We start from the raw sequence: 16,380 nt of genomic DNA on the forward strand, positions 1-16,380 counted from the left end.
GTTACTCCTTGATGGGGTCGCTGTGGGGAAGAGAGGAAAGCGCGTCGTATTCGCCCGCCGACAGCTTCCGGCGCAGGATCTTGCCGACCGGCGATTTCGGGATGTCGGCGACGAATACGTAGTCGCGCGGGCGTTTGAAGTTGACGAGGTCGGAGCCGCGGCAGTAATCGTCCAGCGCCCCGGCATCGACGCAGCCGCGCGGCTTGACGAAGGCCACCACCTTCTGGCCCCAGCGGGGGTCGGGCACGCCGGCCACGGCCACCTCATCCACGGCGGGGTGCAGGGACAGCACCGATTCGATATCGGCGGGCGAGATGTTTTCGCCGCCGCTGATGATCATGTCGTCGACCCGCCCGGTGACAAACAGGTCGCCGTCGGCGTCGAGGTAGCCGATGTCGCCGGTGAAGTACCAGCCGTCGCGCAGAGACCTGGCATTGGCGTCGTCGCGGTTCCAGTAGCCCTCGAAGGCCTCGTCGCCGCGCAGGTCGGCGATGATCTGGCCTTCCTCGCCGGGCGCGGCCAGCTCGTCGGGTGAGGCCGCGTCAAGCCGCGCCACGCGCAGCCGCGTGTTGAGGCCGGCGCGGCCCGCACTGCCGGGTTTGCGCGCCGCGTGCTGGTCGACGCTGAAGGTGTACACCTCGGACGAGCCGTAGTGGTTGACGAACAGCTCCGGGCGGAACGCCTGCTCGAGCCGGGTGAGCAGCCCGTCGTTCATGGCGGCCCCGGCAAAGCCGAGCTTGGTGACGGTGCGCACGTGCATGCTGTCGAAACCCGGCTCGGCCAGCAGGTCATGGTAGAGCGTGGGCACGAGATAGAGGCAGCTCACGCGATGGTTGACGATGGCCTGCAGCGCCTGCGGCGCGCTCCAGCGCCGCACGCAGACGAACAGGCCATCCACCAGGGCCATGGCCAGCAGGGACCGCACGCCCATGGTGTGGTACAGCGGCATCACCCCCAGCGTCCGCTCGCCGCGCCGGTACAGGTTCTGCGCGACATGCGCCAGCGCGGCCGCGCGTTCTTGCCGGTGGCGGCGTGGCACACCTTTCGGCCTGCCGGTGGTGCCGGAGGTGTACAGCATGAGCGAGATGTCGCCGGCTTCGGCCTGCGTGCTGTCCCGGCGGGGCGTGGCGTGGAGCAGGGTGTCGAACGAGAGCGAGCCGCCCGGCGCGCCGTCCAGTGCGATGCAGGGGATGTCCTGCGCGGCGGGGCTGTCCAGCACGGCGTCGGCGCTGACGGGCTCGAACACCAGCACTTTCACGCCACCGTCGCGCACGCAGTAGTCCAGCTCGTCCGGCTTGGCGCGCCAGTTCAGTGGGACGATGACCACGCCGGCGAACTGGCAGGCCCAGTGCAGTGTGGCCATCTCCCAGCGGTTCTGCAGGATGGCGAGCACGCGGTCGCCCGGCCGCAGGCCCAGGTCGAGCAAGCCTGCGGCCACGCTGCGGATGCGCGCGAGCCATTGCTCGTAGGTCAGCAGCAAGTCACCGTCGACGATGGCGGGGGCGTGGGGGCTGCGCTCCACGCTCTGCAGGAAGGTGCGGCCGAGGTCAAGCATGGCAGCGCTCCTCGGCAACCGGGGCGGCGAGCCGGCGCGTCCGCGCGCGGCTGGCAGCCACGTCGAGCACGGCAGCGACGATCGGCGTGTAGCCCGTGCAGCGGCACAGGTGGCCGGACAGCATGTCGCGCACCTGCGCCTCGGTCGGCTCGGGCACCCGCTCCAGGTAGTCCGCGCACGACATCAGGATGCCAGCCGTGCAGAAGCCGCACTGCAGCGCATGGTGGCGGCGGAAGGCTTCCTGCAGGTCGCCCAGGCCTTCGCGCGGGGCCAGGCCTTCGACGGTATTGATGGCGCGGCCATCGGCCTGCACTGCCAGCATCAGGCAGGAACGCGCAGCCACGCCGTCCACACGCACCGTACACGCGCCGCAGACGCCGTGCTCACAGCCGACGTGGGTGCCGGTGGCGCCGAGTTCATGGCGCAGGAAGTCGGACAGCAGCTCGCGGGGGGCGCACAGGCCGTTGCGTTCGGTGCCGTTCAGGGTCAGGGTGATGCAGTGGCGCTCGTCGCGCTGCATCACGGGGCGCGCACCCTGAGGTGCGCCATTGGGGGTCTTGCTCATCTTGCCTCCTCGATTGCGCGCATGCCCAGTTGCCGCACCAGGTGGCGGCGGTACTGCGCGCTGACATGGGCGTCGTCCTGCGCGCCCAGCTTCCAGCTGTAATCGTTGATCGCCTCGGCCAGCGCCTTGCCCTTCAGGCGTGGCCAGGTCTCCAGCACCGGCCGGTCGGCCACGCCGCCCACGGCCAGCGCAATGGCGTCGTCCGTGACGATGGCGGCGCAGGCCACCAGCGCGAAGTCGCCATGGCGGGCGGAGAACTCCGTAAAGCCGTAGCGCGCGCCGGGCCGGCTCAGGGGGAAGCGCACAGCTTCCACCAGCTCGTCGGGCTCGCGCGCCGTCATCAGCATGCCGCGGAAGAATTCGGCGGCCGGCAGCACGCGGCGGCGGCGCAGCGAGCGCAGCACCACCTCGCCGCTGAGCGCGGTCAGCACCAGCGGCAGCTCGGCGCTGGGGTCGGCGTGGGCGATGGAGCCGCACACGGTGCCGCGGTTGCGGATCTGGAAATGCGAGATGTGCGGGAAGGCGAGCGCGAGCAGCGGCACCTCGTCGGCCAATGACGGGCGCCATTCCACACTGCCCTGCGTGGCGGCGGCGCCCACCACCAGATGGCCGCCTTCCATGCGCACGGTATCCAGGTCACGGGTGCGCGAGATGTCGACCAGCAATTGCGGCTGCGCGAGCCGCATGTTCAGCACGGCCATCAGCGACTGGCCGCCGGCCAGCACGCGGGCATCCTCGCCGGCACGGGCCAGCGCTTCCAGCGCATGCTGCGCGGATTCGGCGCGCAGGTAGTCAAAGGCGGCGGGTTTCAATGACGGACTCCCAGCAGCGCCAGCAGGCGCGCGATCCACCCCGGCTTGCGCACGGGCTTGCCCCCGGCCTGCCGGCCGAGCGATTCGAACAACTGGCGCAACACCACCTTGGCCGCGCCTTCGAGCATGCGGCCGCCGACCGCGGCGACCTTGCCGGACACCTCGGCCTCGTAGTCGTACGTGAGACGGGTGCCGGCGCCGTGCGGGGCCAGCTCGACCAGGCCCGCGCCGCGCGCGCTGCCGAGCGACGACAGGCCGGCGCCCGCCAGCCGCAGCCGGTGCGGCGGCTCCAGGTCGGACAGCGCGATCTCGGCTTCGTAGCGGGCCTTGATCATGCCCACGCCCACGGTTACATCGGCGCGGTAGCGGTTGTCGCCGATGGGCACGAGCGCGTGGCAGCCCGGCACGACATTGGCCAGCGCCTGCGGGTCGAGCAGGACGGCGAAGACGGCCGCGGGCGTGGCGTCCAGGTCGACCGTGCCACGCGCGCTCAGGGCCTTGCCGCTCTTGCCCCCACCCTTACCGCTCGCCGAGGCTGCACTTGCTGCCTCGGCCAGTTCAGGACGCGACGGCGGCGGGTCGTCGAAGCCGATCATCGCCATCACCCTGGCGGGCGTGAGCGGCAGGCGGATGTCGCGCACGCCGAGCGCATCGGCCACCGCGTTGGCGACGCATGGCGGCGTGCTCATGTTGTTGCCCTCGCCCAGCCCCTTGGCGCCGAGCGGTGTGAACGGGCTCGGCGTCTCCAGATGGACGATGAGCGGGTCGGGCACCTCGCACGTAGTCGGCATCAGGTAGTCCGCCAGCGTGCCGGACTGGAAGCTGCCGTCCGGGCCGTAGCGGAATTCCTCCATCAGCGCCGCGCCCAGTCCCTGCGCGAAGGCGCCGCGGATCTGGCCGTCGGCAAGCGCCGGGTTGAGCAGCTTGCCGGCATCGTGCGCGGTCACGTAGCGGTCGATGCGCACGCGGCCGGTAGCGCGGTCGATCTCCACGCCGCACAGGTCGAAAGCAAAGCCGTAGCAGGCGGAGGTGTTGACGCGGTCCTGTTCGTCCGGGGCGTCGAGGTTGGGGGGCGACCAGAACACGGTTTCGCGCAGGCCGGGCTCCTCGCCGGCCGGCAGCAGCTGCGGCGACCAGTGCGGCGCATTGCTGGCCGCGCGTGCAAAGGGCAGGGCGGTATCGGGCGCGCCCCGGCGCTGGATGCGGCCATCCGCGAAGGCCAGTTCGGCGGGGTCGCAGCCCAGGTGCGAGGCCACGATGCGCGCCAGCTTGTCGCGTACGCGCGTGGCCGCCAGGTGCACGGTGCCGGCCACGGCACCGGCGAAACGGCTGGAATAGTTGCCGGCGGCCACGGACCAGGCATCCTTGTGCGTGTCGAATTCGACGTTGACCACGACTTCGCCCGGATCGATGCCGAGCACGTCGGCTACGACCTGCGCCGACACGGTCATGTGGCCCTGTCCCGCCGGCGTGGAAGCGATGGTCACCACCACGCCGCCGAGCAGGTCCACGCTGACCGTGGCGCTGGCGATGGCGCCGTTCTTCGGGCCCGCCCTGCGGCGCGCCTCGGCCGGCGTGGCGGTGGTGATATAGCCCATGTTTGACACCGAGGGCTCGACGATGGCCGCAAAGCCGATGCCGTACAGCCGTCCCTCGGCACGCGCGGCGTCGCGACGGCGCTTCAGCTCGCCGTAGCCACCCGCGTCCAGCGCACGCGACATCGCCAGCTGGTAGTTGCCGGAGTCGAGCAGCGCGCCCGCCGCGGCGCGATAAGGAAAGGCATCGGCGGGCACGAAGTTGCGGCGGTAGACGTCGAGCGGATCCAGGCCCAGCTCCACCGCGATCCGTTGCACCAGCCGCTCCAGCGCGAAGTACACCTGCGGCCCGCCGAAACCGCGCACGAGCCCGGTAGGCGTCTTGTTGGTCAGCACCACGCGGTTGCGCACCAGCAGGTTCGGAATCGCGTAGGCACCGGTCAGCAGGCCATGCATGCGGTAGAAGGTGGCGGGCTCCGGGGCACGAAGGTAGCCGCCGCAGTCCTCAAGCTGGTCATATGAGAGAGCGACAATCCGACCGTCCGCCTCGACCGCGGCTTCCAGGGTAGAAAGCCGCGCGGTAGCAGAAGTGGCGGCGCTCAGGTGCTCGAGCCGGTCTTCCACCCACTTAACCGGCGCGCCCGCCTTGCGCGAGGCGAGGCACATCAGCACCACGTAGGGAAACACCGCCTGCTTGACGCCGAAGCTGCCGCCCGAGTCGCGCGGCGCGACATGGCGCAGGCGGTTGGCCGGGACCTGCAGCGCCATTGCCATGACGGCGTGCAGCGAGAACGGCCCCATGAAGTTGGAAGTGACCTGGTAGCCCTCGTTGGCCGGCAAGTGTTCGGCAATCACCACGCCGCACTCGATCGGCGTGCAGGTGTTGCGCGGGTAATGGGCGGTCAGCGCCACGCGGTGCGGCGCGGCGGCAAAGGCGGCCTCGGGGTCGCCATAGCGGAAATGGCGGTCGCTGGCCACGTTGCTGCCGAGGCCGGAATGCAGCACGCTCGCGTCGTCGGCAACGGCGGCTTCGATCGACACCACCGGCGGCAACACGCGGTACTCCACCCGCACGAGGTCGAGCGCATCCTCCGCCAGCGCGCGGCTCTCGGCCACCAGCACGGCTACCGGCTCGCCCACATAGCGCACGCGCTCCATGGCCAGTGCCCACTGCTCCATCGGCGCCTTCACGCCTACCACGAAGGGCCTCGACCAGCCGGGCAGATCGGCCCCGGTCAGCACGGCATGCACGCCCGGCGCCTTCAACGCGGCGGCGTAGTCGATGGCGCCAAGTTCAGCGTGCGCGTGCGGCGAGCGCAGGATGGCGGCGTGCAGGGTGCCGGGCCTCACGCCCAGGTCGTCGGCATAGCGTCCACGACCGGTCAGGATGGCGGCGTCCTCGACGCGCTGCATCGGGCGGCCAACGTGGGGCGCACGCCGGATCTCCTGTGTCTCCTGAACCGTGCCGGTCGTTTCGCCAGCATCGAATCTCTTCATTTGCGACTCCGTGTTGCGAGACGGTCTCGGGCCGGGAGGCCAGCGGAACCGTTCAACGTCAAACGGAGATTAGAGAGATTCCGATATAACGACTAATATTGTTTTTTGATCCGCGTAATCAAATATTATGATGTCTAGATAAATAGACTTCCGCCTGATGACCCCGGAGAGCGAGAAAATGAACTGATTTCGCGCAGCGCCACGGTTGCGTCTGCCATCATGGAAATTGATGTGGTTGCCGTACTTCTATTGATATCTGCCTGCACATGGACCTCAAGCAAATCCAATACTTCATCGCGCTGTTCGAGGACGGCTCCGTCACGCGCGCCGCCAAGCGGCTGAACATCGTGCAGCCGGCGCTCAGCATGCAGATCGCACGGCTGGAAGAAGAATTCGGTCAGAAGCTGTTCGAGCGCATCCCGCACGGCATGGTGCCGACTGCTGCAGGTCGCATGATGTACCGTCTGTTCCTGCCCATCGTGCGTGACATCGCCGGCGCTCGGCAGCAGATGATGCAGCGAGAAGAGCAGATGGCCGGCCGCATCACGCTTGGCATGGTGGCGTCCGAGACGGAGAGCGTGCTGGTGGATTCGCTGGCGCGTTTCAACGCGCGCTATCCGAACGTAGAGGTATCGGTCGCGGACGGCTTCAGTACGGCTCTGATCGATCTGGTTTCTGCCGGCCAGCTTGACGCGGCGGTGGTCCATCGCCAGCGCGGCCGGCTGGCGCTGCAGGTGCAGCCGATGCACGACGAGGAAATGGTGCTGGTGACCAGCGCAGAGCACGGCCCGGACCTGCCGGAATCCGTGGAGATGGCAAAGCTACCGGCACTGGAGTTGGTGCTGCCGACCAAGCGCCATGGCCTGCGCGTCGTGCTGGACACGGCCACGCAGGCGCAGGACGTAACGCTTGCGCCGAAGTTCGAGATCGACATCCTCGGCACCATCGTGCGGTTCGTGCAAGCCACGCGCTTTGTCACGGTGCTGCCGCGCATCGTGGTGCAGCGCGCAGTGGAAGATGGCCGGCTGCGCATGCATACCATCGTCGCGCCGCGTATCGTCCGGCATCTGGTCTGCGTGAGCCATCCGCAACGGCCGTTAAGCACGGCCACTGAGGCGTTTATCGCCATCGTGACCGAGGAAATCAGGCGGGTTTCTGGGATGGAGCAGGCTCCGATCGAAGGCGGTAGCCTGAATTAGCGATGCGTTCCCAAGCCGATCCGGTGCCGCTCCTGCGTGGCCTGCGCGGCCACGCGCCCCTACGCGATAGGGTGGCAGCCTCAGACTACCATCGGCGTGGTAGCGCCATCGATCGACAGGATGGAGCCCGAAATATAGCTGGCGCGTGGCGAGGCGAGGAACAGCACGGCGTCCGCCACCTCTTCCGGCGTGGCCAGGCGGCCCAGGCCGGTGCGCGCGTGGGCGCGCGCGAGCGCCTGCTCCACTGTCATGCTGCCGATACGCGCATCCACTTCCATGCCTTGCTGCAGGCGCTCGGTATGCGTAGCCGACGGATTGACAGCGTTAACGCGCACCCCCCTGCTTGCCGTAGGCATTGGCCAGCCCGGCGCTGGCCAGCATCAGTGCAGCGTTAGCTGCGCCACCTGCCAGGTGGGCAGGGTTGGCCATCTTGCCACCCATGCCCACGATGTTGACGATGGCGCCGCGCCCTTGCTGCGCCATGCGCTTGACCACCGGGTCAATCACATTGATGTAGCTGAAGTACTTGGCGGTCATGGCTTCCTGCCACAGTTGTGGGGTCAGTTCGTCCGGCGGCCGGCGCTTGGCCGCGCCGGCGGAGGTCAGCAGAATGTCGATGCCGCCAAGTCCTGCCACCGCTTCTTCCACCGCGCGTGCGGCCTCGGCGGTACCGTCACCTTAGACCTCTGCATCCGACTCCCCCAAACTTCTTTCCACTCCCAGAATTAACGATCCTCTACACCTCCTGCACAGCTGGGACCACTTCAGTCGAGCTCGGCGAGCAGCGCTTTAGCCTCCTGTAGATCCGCAGTGTCGAAGCCTTCGGTGAACCGGCCGTAGCTCTTGGCCAGCAGCTTGCGGGCATCGGCCCCCTTGCCCTGCTGCCGCCATAGTCTGGAAGTGACCCGCTTTTTCGGACAGTGCCTATCTTGAGTAAACAGGAGGTGCACTATGCCGAAAACGCGCCCACCGTACAGCACTGTCTTCCGTCAGCAAATGGTTGACTTGGTCCATGCAGGTCGCCGCCCCGAAGATCTGGCCAAAGAATTCGAACCCACGGCTCAGACCATTTACAACTGGGTTGCACAGGCCGAGCGTGACGCAGGCACACGTCATGATGGCCTGACCAGTGCCGAGCACCAGGAGCTCACACGGCTACGCCGTGAGAACCGGCAGCTCAAAATGGAGAGGGAGATACTTGCAAAAGCCGCGGCTTGGTTCGCCCGGGAGACCGACTCGCTGCCCGACAAGGGTACGAATTCATGAAGGCGAACCAAGCTCGTTATCCGCTGTCCACCATGGCCCGGCTGCTTAAGGTCTCGCGCAGTGGGTTCCATGCGTGGAACGGGCGTAGCCCGAGCCCCCGTGTCGTGCGTGACAAGCTGCTGCTGGTGCAGATCCGAGCAATTCACTCGCACTCCTGCGGCACCTATGGCGTGCCCCGGGTACACGCGGCTCTGCTGCGTCAGGGCATCCGGGTGGGGCGCAAGCGCGTGGCGAGACTGATGCGTGAGGCCGGGCTGCGCGGGGCATGCCGGCCACACTTCATCTGCACGACGCACCGCGCAGCGCGGGCCAGACCCGCTGCCGATCTGGTGCAGCGGCACTTCCGTGCTGAGGCCCCCAACCAGCTTTGGGTTGCCGATGCGACGTACATTCCGACCAAGGCCGGCTTTTACTATCTGGCTGTCGTCCTCGACGTATACAGCCGACGCATCGTGGGCTGGGCCATGGACAACCACCTGCGCACCGCGCTGATGTTGCAGGCGCTGGACATGGCGCTCGCGCAGCGACATCCCACGTCGGTGATCCACCATTCGGACCAGGGGTGCCCAGTACACGTCGGTGGCCTTTGGCCAACGCTGTCGGGATGCGGGCGTACGCCCCTCCATGGGTTCAGTGGGCGATGCCTACGACAACGCCATGTGTGAGGCCTTCTTTGCCACGCTCGAGTGCGAATTGCTGAACCGCTCGCACTTCGCCACCCACGACGACGCCCGACAGGCGTTGTTCACTTGGATTGAGGGCTGGTACAACTCGCACCGCTTGCACAGCGCCCTGGGCTATCGTTCCCCGCAGGAATTTGAAAAGCTGCCTGTCAATGGCATGAATCCGGCGCTACACCGGGCCTACACTGCCCCATCACAAGGAGGAAACCCATCGACATAAAATTCCAATGCGAATCTGTCCGATGAAACGGGGTAACCCCAGTCGGCTTAAGGCCATCACCGCGCGCAGCTCCAGCGATCGGGAGTCCTGGCGGCGAGCGATCGCAATCGCCCGCTGGAAGCAGGCCTCTGCCTCGTCCCGGCCAGCGCCCGCCTCGCCCCCGCCGCCCGGCTGCAGCAGCATCAGTTCCCCCTTGAGCCGATTCAGCTCCGCCTCGAACACGCGCTCCTGCGTTCGCTCTACCACGGCCAGCGCCTCGGCCAGCATCTGCAGCCCTGCGTCGGCCTGTCCAGCTTTCCCGTAGGCTTCGGCCAGCAGCGCGAGGAAATGCGTTCGCCAAATCTCCGCCCCGGTGGCCCGGAAGGCGCTCAAGCCCTGTTGCATCCGTTCGATGCCTTCCGCCGTGCGTCCCTGCGCGACCAGCGCCCAGCCCGAGAGGATGGTTCCGTTTGCTAGCCAGAACGGGAAGCCGTGCTCGGTCGCGAGGGCGAGGAGCGCTTCCGCCAACTCACGCATTGGTTGGGTTTCGCCACGGTGCAGACGAAGCTCGGTGGCGTAGATCAGGGCAGTGGCCGAGGCAGGAGGGTGGGACACGGTCTGCGCTAGGGCGAGCGCCTCCTGGCTGCGCTTAAGAGCTTGATCCGGATAGCCGAGCAGCCACAGATCCATGGTTACGATGGCCAGCGCCAGCACGCTGGGCTCCAGGAAGACGGCTGGCGACTGGTACTGCCCAGGGGCATAGAGCACCAAGGCCTGCTCCAGCTGCGTACGGGCAGCGCCCAGCTCGCCGAGAGCGAGCAAGCTGGTTCCCAACACCCGATGCGCTTGTACCAGCAACGCAGGGTCCTGCGCCTTTTGGGCCATCGTCAGGAGTTGCTCCCCCAGCTCGCGTGCGGTCTGCAGCTCCCCACGGGCTAAGAAAGAATTGCGCAGCCCCATCAAGGCGGGGAAAACCTGGATCGTCTCCTCCCCGAGCTGCCGACACAGCGTCAGGGCGCGGGTGTAGGTCGCCTCCACTTCCGGGGCAGCAAATCCCTTGGCGACCATCCAGGCCGGGCCGAGGGTGATCTGCAGTGCGAGTTCCTGCCGTGTGCGCTCGGGACCATCGGGCAAGGTCTTGAGCAAGGCCAGGGCCGTGGTCAGGTGGGTGACCGCTTCGGCATTGGCGGAGCGCTGCACCGCCTGGCGGCCGGCGCAGTGCAGGTATTCCACTGCCTTGGGCGCGTTGCCGCTGCGGCTGAAGTGATACGCCAGCTCGCTGCAGTGCTCCTCGATCTGGGTGCCAAACAGGGCCTCGATCGCCTGGGCCGTGCGCTCATGCAGCGCACGACGCCGCTCGCTTAGCAACGAGCCGTAGGTCACCTCCTGGGTCAGCGCATGCTTGAAGCTGTACTCCACCTCCGGAAACGCCGGCTGCTCGTAGATGAATTCCCCGGCTTGCAGCCGCGCCAGCAGGCTCTTCGTCGTGTCCTCTGGCTGCTCGACGACGCGCGCGAGCAGGCTCCAGGGAAATACCTTGCCGATCACCGCCAGGGTCTGCAGCAGGACTTTCTCGGCCGGCTGCAGGCGGTCGATGCGGGCGGCGAGAACCCCCTGCACGGTGGCCGGGATGTGCAGCTTGCCCGGGACCTGTTCGAGCCGGTAATGCCCGCGCTCGCCGCGCAGCACCTGCCCCTCGACCAGTTCCTGAACCACTTCCTCGATGAAGAAAGGATTGCCTTCGGTCTGCGCCAGGATCCGGTGCGCGAGCGGGGCGAGTCCGGCGGCGTCGCCCAGCAGGGCGCGCAGCAGTTCCCGAGCTTCGGCTTCGCCCAGAGGGTCCAGCCGCAGCTGGGTATAGTAGCTCTTGCGGCTCCAGTCGTGCCGGTACTCGGGCCGGTAATTGACCAGCAGCAGGATTCGGGCGCTGGCCACGCTCTCGCCGAGAACGCCGAGGAAGGCCTCGGTCTCACTGTCGAGCCACTGCAGATCCTCAACGATCAATTCCAGCGGCTGTGCCAGGCTCTCGCGCACCAGCAGCCGCTTGATCGCCTCGAACGTGCGTTGCCGGCGGACTTGGGCGTCCATCTGCGCCAGCGCCGAGCTCGGTTCGGCGGCCCCCAGCAGGTGGAACAGATAAGGCAGGCTGTCTTCCAGCGCGCGGTCCAGGGTTAGCACCTTGCCGGTAAGCTTCTCGCGCCGCCGGCGCTCATCGTCCTGCGCCGTGATCTGGCAGTAGTTCCGTAGCAACTCAATCAGCGGTAGATACGGATAGGCCTTGCCGTGCGAAACCGAGAAGGTTTCGAGCACCAGGCAATCGCGCGACGCGAGCAGCTTAAACTCGTGGCATAGCCGCGACTTGCCGACCCCTGGCTCGCCGACCAGGCCGACGATCTGGCCACGTCCAGCCTGCGCCCGCGCCCGCGCTTCGCGCAACAACTCTAGTTCACTGGCGCGGCCGACAAAGCGCGCCAGCCCGCGGCTGGCTGACACCTGCAGCCGGGTGCCGCAGCGGGCCGAGACCGAAGACTTCGAATACCGCCAGCGGCTCGGGCAGCCCCTTGATCGGCATTGCGCCGAGCGGCCTGAACGCGAAATAGCCTTCGGCCAGGTTGTGGGTATGTACGCTCGCGATAATCGAGCCGGGCACGGCGATGCCCTCCATGCGCGCAGCAATGTGGATCGAATTGCCCACCGGATCGTAGTCGGTGTGCAAATCCTTGATGTGGATCGTGCGCACCACCACTTCGCCGGAGTTGATGCCGACGCGGATCTGCAGTGCGATGCCCTGGGCGGTACGCACGCCGTCAGCGTATTGGCGCATGGCCTCCTGCATGCGCAGCGCCGCCAACAAGGCCCGCTGCGGATGGTCTTCGTTGGCGATGGGCGCGCCGAACAGCGCCAGGATGCCGTCGCCCATCGACTTGGCCACATAGCCTTCATAGTGATGCACGGCCTCCATCATCAACGCCAGCACCGGGTCGATCAGGCGGCGCGCGTCTTCGGGATCAAGATCATGGATCAGCGCGGTCGAGCCGGCCATGTCGGCGAACAGTGCCGTGATCATTTTGCGCTCGCCGTCCGCAGCGCCGCGGGCTTCCATCTCCGCCTGCGCCGCGCGGATGCGCTCTGCCAGATAAGGCGGTGTGTAGTCGATGGGGGTGCTGGGTGCAGGTGCCGTGACGGGCGGCGTTGCGCTCAACGCCGCGCCGCATTCGCTGCAGAACTTGGCGTTCGCCGCCGCCTCTTGCCCGCAGGCCGCGCAGACGCGAACAAGCTTGGCGCCACATTCCTCGCAGAATTTGGCGCCTGTCGGATTTTCGAACCCACAGCTTGCACAGCGCATAGGGCTTAACCCCGTTTCCGGCCAGCAAGAATCACAAGTAAATCTTATCAGGACGGGCAAAGGCTCGTCGAATAAGCTGCATGGTGCTCGCGCGCCGCGGGAGTTCCTGCCGGTGCGCTCGCATCCCGCTCAAACGCCGAACTTACGGGACTTGCAGTGTACAACGCTAGCAGCCCAAAGTGCTTCCGCTTAGAGGTTGGGTCGGCAAGTCAATCTGAGGCGTAGCAGGCGAATGCGCCTCACGTCTTGTCAGTCCAGCCGATCCGGTGCCGCTCCTGCGTGGCTTCATGCCGCGCATCCTCTTCGCTGTGCAGGTAGCCGCTTGTCGTCGACAGCGAGCTGTGCCCAAAGTTGTCGCGCACAAAACGCAGGTCGACCTGCTGGTCGGTCATGTGCGAGCCGGCGGTGTGGCGCAGTCAATGGGCCGAGGCGCTGGCCAGCACCGCGGCTTGCGGCTCCCATTTCGGCCCGCGCGCCCGCAAGCGCTCCGCGGCCATGCCGAATACTTCTTTCAGGACCAGGTGCAGCGCGCCGCGTGACAGCGCTTTCTCGCTGCCCGCTTTTCCAATTACCGGCATTGTTGTAAGAACGCACTCGGCTACCCAACTCAAAGAACTCCTTGGTACATTAGGCGCGCATTTTTCAAACATCAATAAGAAGGGAGAATCATGACGGGTATTTTGAGGTATCAACGAATTGGCGCCGCAGTATCGTTGGCGCTTGCACTGACGGCCATGCCGGCAGCTCATGCCCAGGTCGCCGCAGCAGTGGGGGGGCTGACAACGAGCGCAACCATTTCCCAGATTTTCAGTGGTTTGGATCAGCTCATCAGTTCCGCTCAGGACGCCGGCGACTACCTAACCATGCGCGCCGCCATTGAAGCGAAAGGTGTCATTGAAACCTGGAAAGAGGCAAACAAAGAACTCCTGGACAAAGCGTTCTCGGAGCTTAGCGAGACCCAACGCCAGACCTTCAATAATGCCCGGCAACTGACTGAGCGTGCCAACCAGGACGTAGCGAACCGCCTGGAAACGACCCAGTTACTGGTCAATCAGGCTAACCAACTGGTCGAGAGCATCCCCTTCAGTAACAATACTTACGTCACCCGCTATTCCCCACGCGTAAAACCGGCTCAGTCCAAGAATGCCGTGACGTTGCGGGTAAATGGCGTCAATCTGGACAAGGCAGACCCAGTGCTGGCGCTCAATCAAGGGTCCGCAACCCGCATGGTGGTGGGGCCGATGGAGGTTCTGTACACCGTTCCTGTCACTGCTTTGCAGGGGGACGCAGACAAGCTGGCCATTGTGCCGCTGAAGCTCACCTATACCGCGCCCAAGGAAGGCTTCTGGAATCAGCTCGTGGGTGCCCGCGAAGCCGTGGAGCGGCAACTACCCATCGTGACATTGCCTTCAAACTTAGGGAAATTTACCTTCGTAGTCGAAACTGAAGCGCAACAGAAGGAAGTCGCGATATGGACCGCACAGCAGCAGAAGTTCGAAGGAAAGAATAAGAATGTCAGGAAAGTCGCCACACCGAAGGCCGGCTGGCGTTGGGATTGGGAGCAGGGCGTCGCCGCCTTCAAACAAGTCGGTGGCGGTGGTGAGGCCGGCAGCTGCAATGGGGTAAAAGAGAGTGAATCCACCGCAGATGGCATTGTCCACTCAGCTCACCTGGACGAGATCAAGTCTGTCAAAGGCTTCCCGCCTGAGATCAAATGGGGTCCTGGATGGCAAAACTGCGCGGTGACGGGGCCCATCTATCGAATGGTTACTGTGAAGGCTAAGCTGCCTGCACAAGCCGGTCTGATGACCTGGACGGAGGACCTGCGCTTGCCCATCCCGCAAGATTTCAAGTCGCTCCAGCTTGAGGTCTCGACCTTTGATGGCCGTAAGCGCATCTTCACGGACACCGGCGCCGACAAGTTTTTCGACGTCATCCGCGGCGGCAGCGAGCTTATCATCCGCCCGCGGCAGCCCGCTGACCTGTGAGGCGTTCCCGCTCATTGCTAGGCCGCCTTCGTGACCCCAGAAAGTCGCACATTTATTCGGCGAGCTAGAAAGCGGAGGGCTGAGTTCCGTATTGCACGGGCTCAGCCGAGGTCATGCCGGGATAAGGCCGGAAATGACACATAAGCCGGAAAGTAGTAAAGAACGAAGCTTTTATGCGATCAGAGCGGATGCCGCGCCTGCAGAGCGGTCACCACCCAGAGGGTCTCTGGAAATGATCGGACTCCCGAAGGGGTGACTATCCATTTGGATGCAGGGCGCGCCTAGTAAGCCCTCAAGCGATTCGGCAACACTTCCCGCTGAAACGGCATCTGCTGCACGCTTCGCTCCATCGCAACACCTCGCTGATGATAGCGCCCGTCAGGCCTGGTCTTGCTGGTGTCCTCGCTGCCGGGCCGGCCCTGCCCCGGTCAGTCCGGGGCAGGGCGCCGGGCTCAGGCGACGTAGTGGACCCAGCCGAGGGTGTCTGGCTCCTTGCCGCGCTGGATGCCGGTCAGCAGCGTGCGGAGGCGGCGGGTAACTTCGCCTTCACCGCCGTTGCCGATCGTGAATTCACCGCCGGCATGGCGTACGTTGCCGATGGCGGTCACCACGGCGGCGGTGCCGCAGGCGAACGTTTCCTTGACGCGGCCGCTGTTGGCATCAGCCTGCCATGCGTCGAACGCGTATGGGGTTTCCGACACCTTGAGGCCTTCGCGGCGGGCCAGTTCGATGATGGATGCGCGCGTGATGCCGGGCAGGATCGTGCCGGACAGCGGCGGCGTCAGCAGCGAGCCGTCCTCCATGACGAAGAACACGTTCATGCCGCCTAGTTCCTCGATCCAGCGGTGTTCAGCGGCGTCAAGGAAGACCACCTGGTCGCAGCCTTTCTGCGATGCCTCGGTCTGCGCGATCAGGCTGGCCGCATAGTTGCCGCCGCACTTCGCTGCGCCGGTGCCGCCAGGCGCAGCGCGAGTGTACTGGTCCGACACCCACACCGTGACCGCCGACTTGCCGCCCTTGAAGTACGGGCCGACCGGGCAGGCGATCACGCAGAACACATACTCGGCCGCGGCGCGCACGCCCAGGAAGGTCTCCGTAGCAAACATAAACGGGCGCAGGTACAGGCTGCCGTCGCCGCCGCCCGGGATCCAGTCGCGGTCGATGTCTACGAGCGCTTCGACGGCGCGGAGGAAATCGGCTTCCGGCAGGTCGGCCATCGACATGCGGGCGGCGGAGGCGCGGAAGCGCTTGGCGTTTTCCTGCGGGCGGAACAGCGAAATCTTGCCGTCTGCGTCGCGATAGGCCTTCATGCCTTCGAAGATTTCCTGCGCATAGTGCAGGACGGCGCAGGCCGGGTCGATCTGGAACGGACGGCGCGCTTCCACCTTGGCGTCATGCCAGCCGCGCCCCTCGGTCCAGCGGATTGTGACCATGTGGTCGGTGAACACGCGTCCGAAGGTGGGGTCGACCAGCGCGGCCGCGATCTTGTCGGCCGGCGTGGGGTTGGGGTGACGCTCCACAGTGAACTGCAATTGTTTGTCGGCGCTCATGTTTCTGTGTCTCTTCGTCTTCGGCTAGTGATTCCAGATGTCCGATGCAATACATGCAAGACAGTCCCGGGATAAAAGGAGACAAGTGGCGGTAAGGCCGAACGCTTCCCTCCCATCCGGTGCATGGGCTGAAGTGTAACTCGATGGTGCGGTGCAGTATCGATCGACCGGTTGGGACGGATGGC

At 66.0% G+C, this 16,380-nt stretch carries 9 protein-coding genes and 3 pseudogenes; 3 read left to right on the forward strand and 9 right to left on the reverse strand.

What is annotated here, in order from left to right; all coding sequences use genetic code 11:
- Nucleotide 1: 1 nt before the first annotated feature.
- The 4 genes from AC10V3_RS35530 to AC10V3_RS35545 are packed head-to-tail and all read right to left on the reverse strand — an operon-like array spanning nt 2 to nt 5,964.
- Nucleotides 2-1,555, reverse strand: coding sequence for an AMP-binding protein (locus AC10V3_RS35530; protein ID WP_022540368.1), 1,554 nt, complete (start codon nt 1,553-1,555; stop codon nt 2-4).
- The gene (locus AC10V3_RS35535; RefSeq protein ID WP_022540367.1) at nt 1,548-2,120 is read right to left on the reverse strand and encodes a (2Fe-2S)-binding protein; all 573 of its coding nucleotides are present in this window, start codon (nt 2,118-2,120) and stop codon (nt 1,548-1,550) included. The genes AC10V3_RS35530 and AC10V3_RS35535 overlap by 8 nt, the downstream gene beginning before the upstream one ends.
- Entirely contained in the window at nt 2,117-2,932 is an 816-nt protein-coding gene (locus AC10V3_RS35540) for an FAD binding domain-containing protein (RefSeq protein WP_022540366.1), read from the reverse strand. Before AC10V3_RS35540 ends, AC10V3_RS35535 begins: the two co-directional genes overlap by 4 nt.
- On the reverse strand, nt 2,929-5,964 hold the full coding sequence (locus AC10V3_RS35545; RefSeq protein ID WP_022540365.1) for a xanthine dehydrogenase family protein molybdopterin-binding subunit: 3,036 nt from the start codon (nt 5,962-5,964) through the stop codon (nt 2,929-2,931). The genes AC10V3_RS35540 and AC10V3_RS35545 overlap by 4 nt, the downstream gene beginning before the upstream one ends.
- 266 nt (nt 5,965-6,230) lie before the next feature.
- Between AC10V3_RS35545 and AC10V3_RS35550 the strand changes: the two genes are divergently transcribed.
- Nucleotides 6,231-7,163, forward strand: coding sequence for a LysR family transcriptional regulator (locus tag AC10V3_RS35550; RefSeq protein ID WP_022540364.1), 933 nt, complete (start codon nt 6,231-6,233; stop codon nt 7,161-7,163).
- A gap of 80 nt (nt 7,164-7,243) precedes the next feature.
- Here the strand turns inward: AC10V3_RS35550 and AC10V3_RS35555 are convergent, their stop codons facing one another.
- Both AC10V3_RS35555 and AC10V3_RS35560 read right to left on the reverse strand, forming a co-directional pair.
- Entirely contained in the window at nt 7,244-7,498 is a 255-nt protein-coding gene (locus tag AC10V3_RS35555; protein ID WP_490924486.1) for an SDR family oxidoreductase, read from the reverse strand.
- Complete coding sequence (locus AC10V3_RS35560) at nt 7,488-7,799, reverse strand: SDR family NAD(P)-dependent oxidoreductase (protein WP_490924487.1); 312 nt, start codon at nt 7,797-7,799, stop codon at nt 7,488-7,490. The genes AC10V3_RS35555 and AC10V3_RS35560 overlap by 11 nt, the downstream gene beginning before the upstream one ends.
- A 315-nt stretch (nt 7,800-8,114) precedes the next feature.
- Here AC10V3_RS35560 and AC10V3_RS35565 point away from each other — a divergent pair.
- A pseudogene (locus tag AC10V3_RS35565) lies at nt 8,115-9,254 on the forward strand (IS3 family transposase); the annotation flags it as partial.
- A 117-nt stretch (nt 9,255-9,371) separates the two neighbouring features.
- Here AC10V3_RS35565 and AC10V3_RS35570 read toward each other — a convergent pair.
- A pseudogene (locus AC10V3_RS35570) lies at nt 9,372-12,657 on the reverse strand (adenylate/guanylate cyclase domain-containing protein); the annotation flags it as partial.
- Between the two features lie 239 nt (nt 12,658-12,896).
- Nucleotides 12,897-13,235, reverse strand: a pseudogene (locus AC10V3_RS35575) (tyrosine-type recombinase/integrase); the annotation flags it as partial.
- 90 nt (nt 13,236-13,325) lie between these two features.
- Between AC10V3_RS35575 and AC10V3_RS35580 the strand changes: the two are divergent.
- A complete protein-coding gene (locus tag AC10V3_RS35580) occupies nt 13,326-14,645 on the forward strand; it encodes a hypothetical protein (protein ID WP_490924488.1) in 1,320 nt (439 codons plus the stop codon).
- A gap of 452 nt (nt 14,646-15,097) precedes the next feature.
- Here the strand turns inward: AC10V3_RS35580 and AC10V3_RS35585 are convergent, their stop codons facing one another.
- Entirely contained in the window at nt 15,098-16,195 is a 1,098-nt protein-coding gene (locus AC10V3_RS35585) for a branched-chain amino acid aminotransferase (RefSeq protein WP_490924489.1), read from the reverse strand.
- Nucleotides 16,196-16,380: the final 185 nt, after the last annotated feature.

It is taken from the genome of Cupriavidus sp. PB-02 (assembly GCF_058252315.1).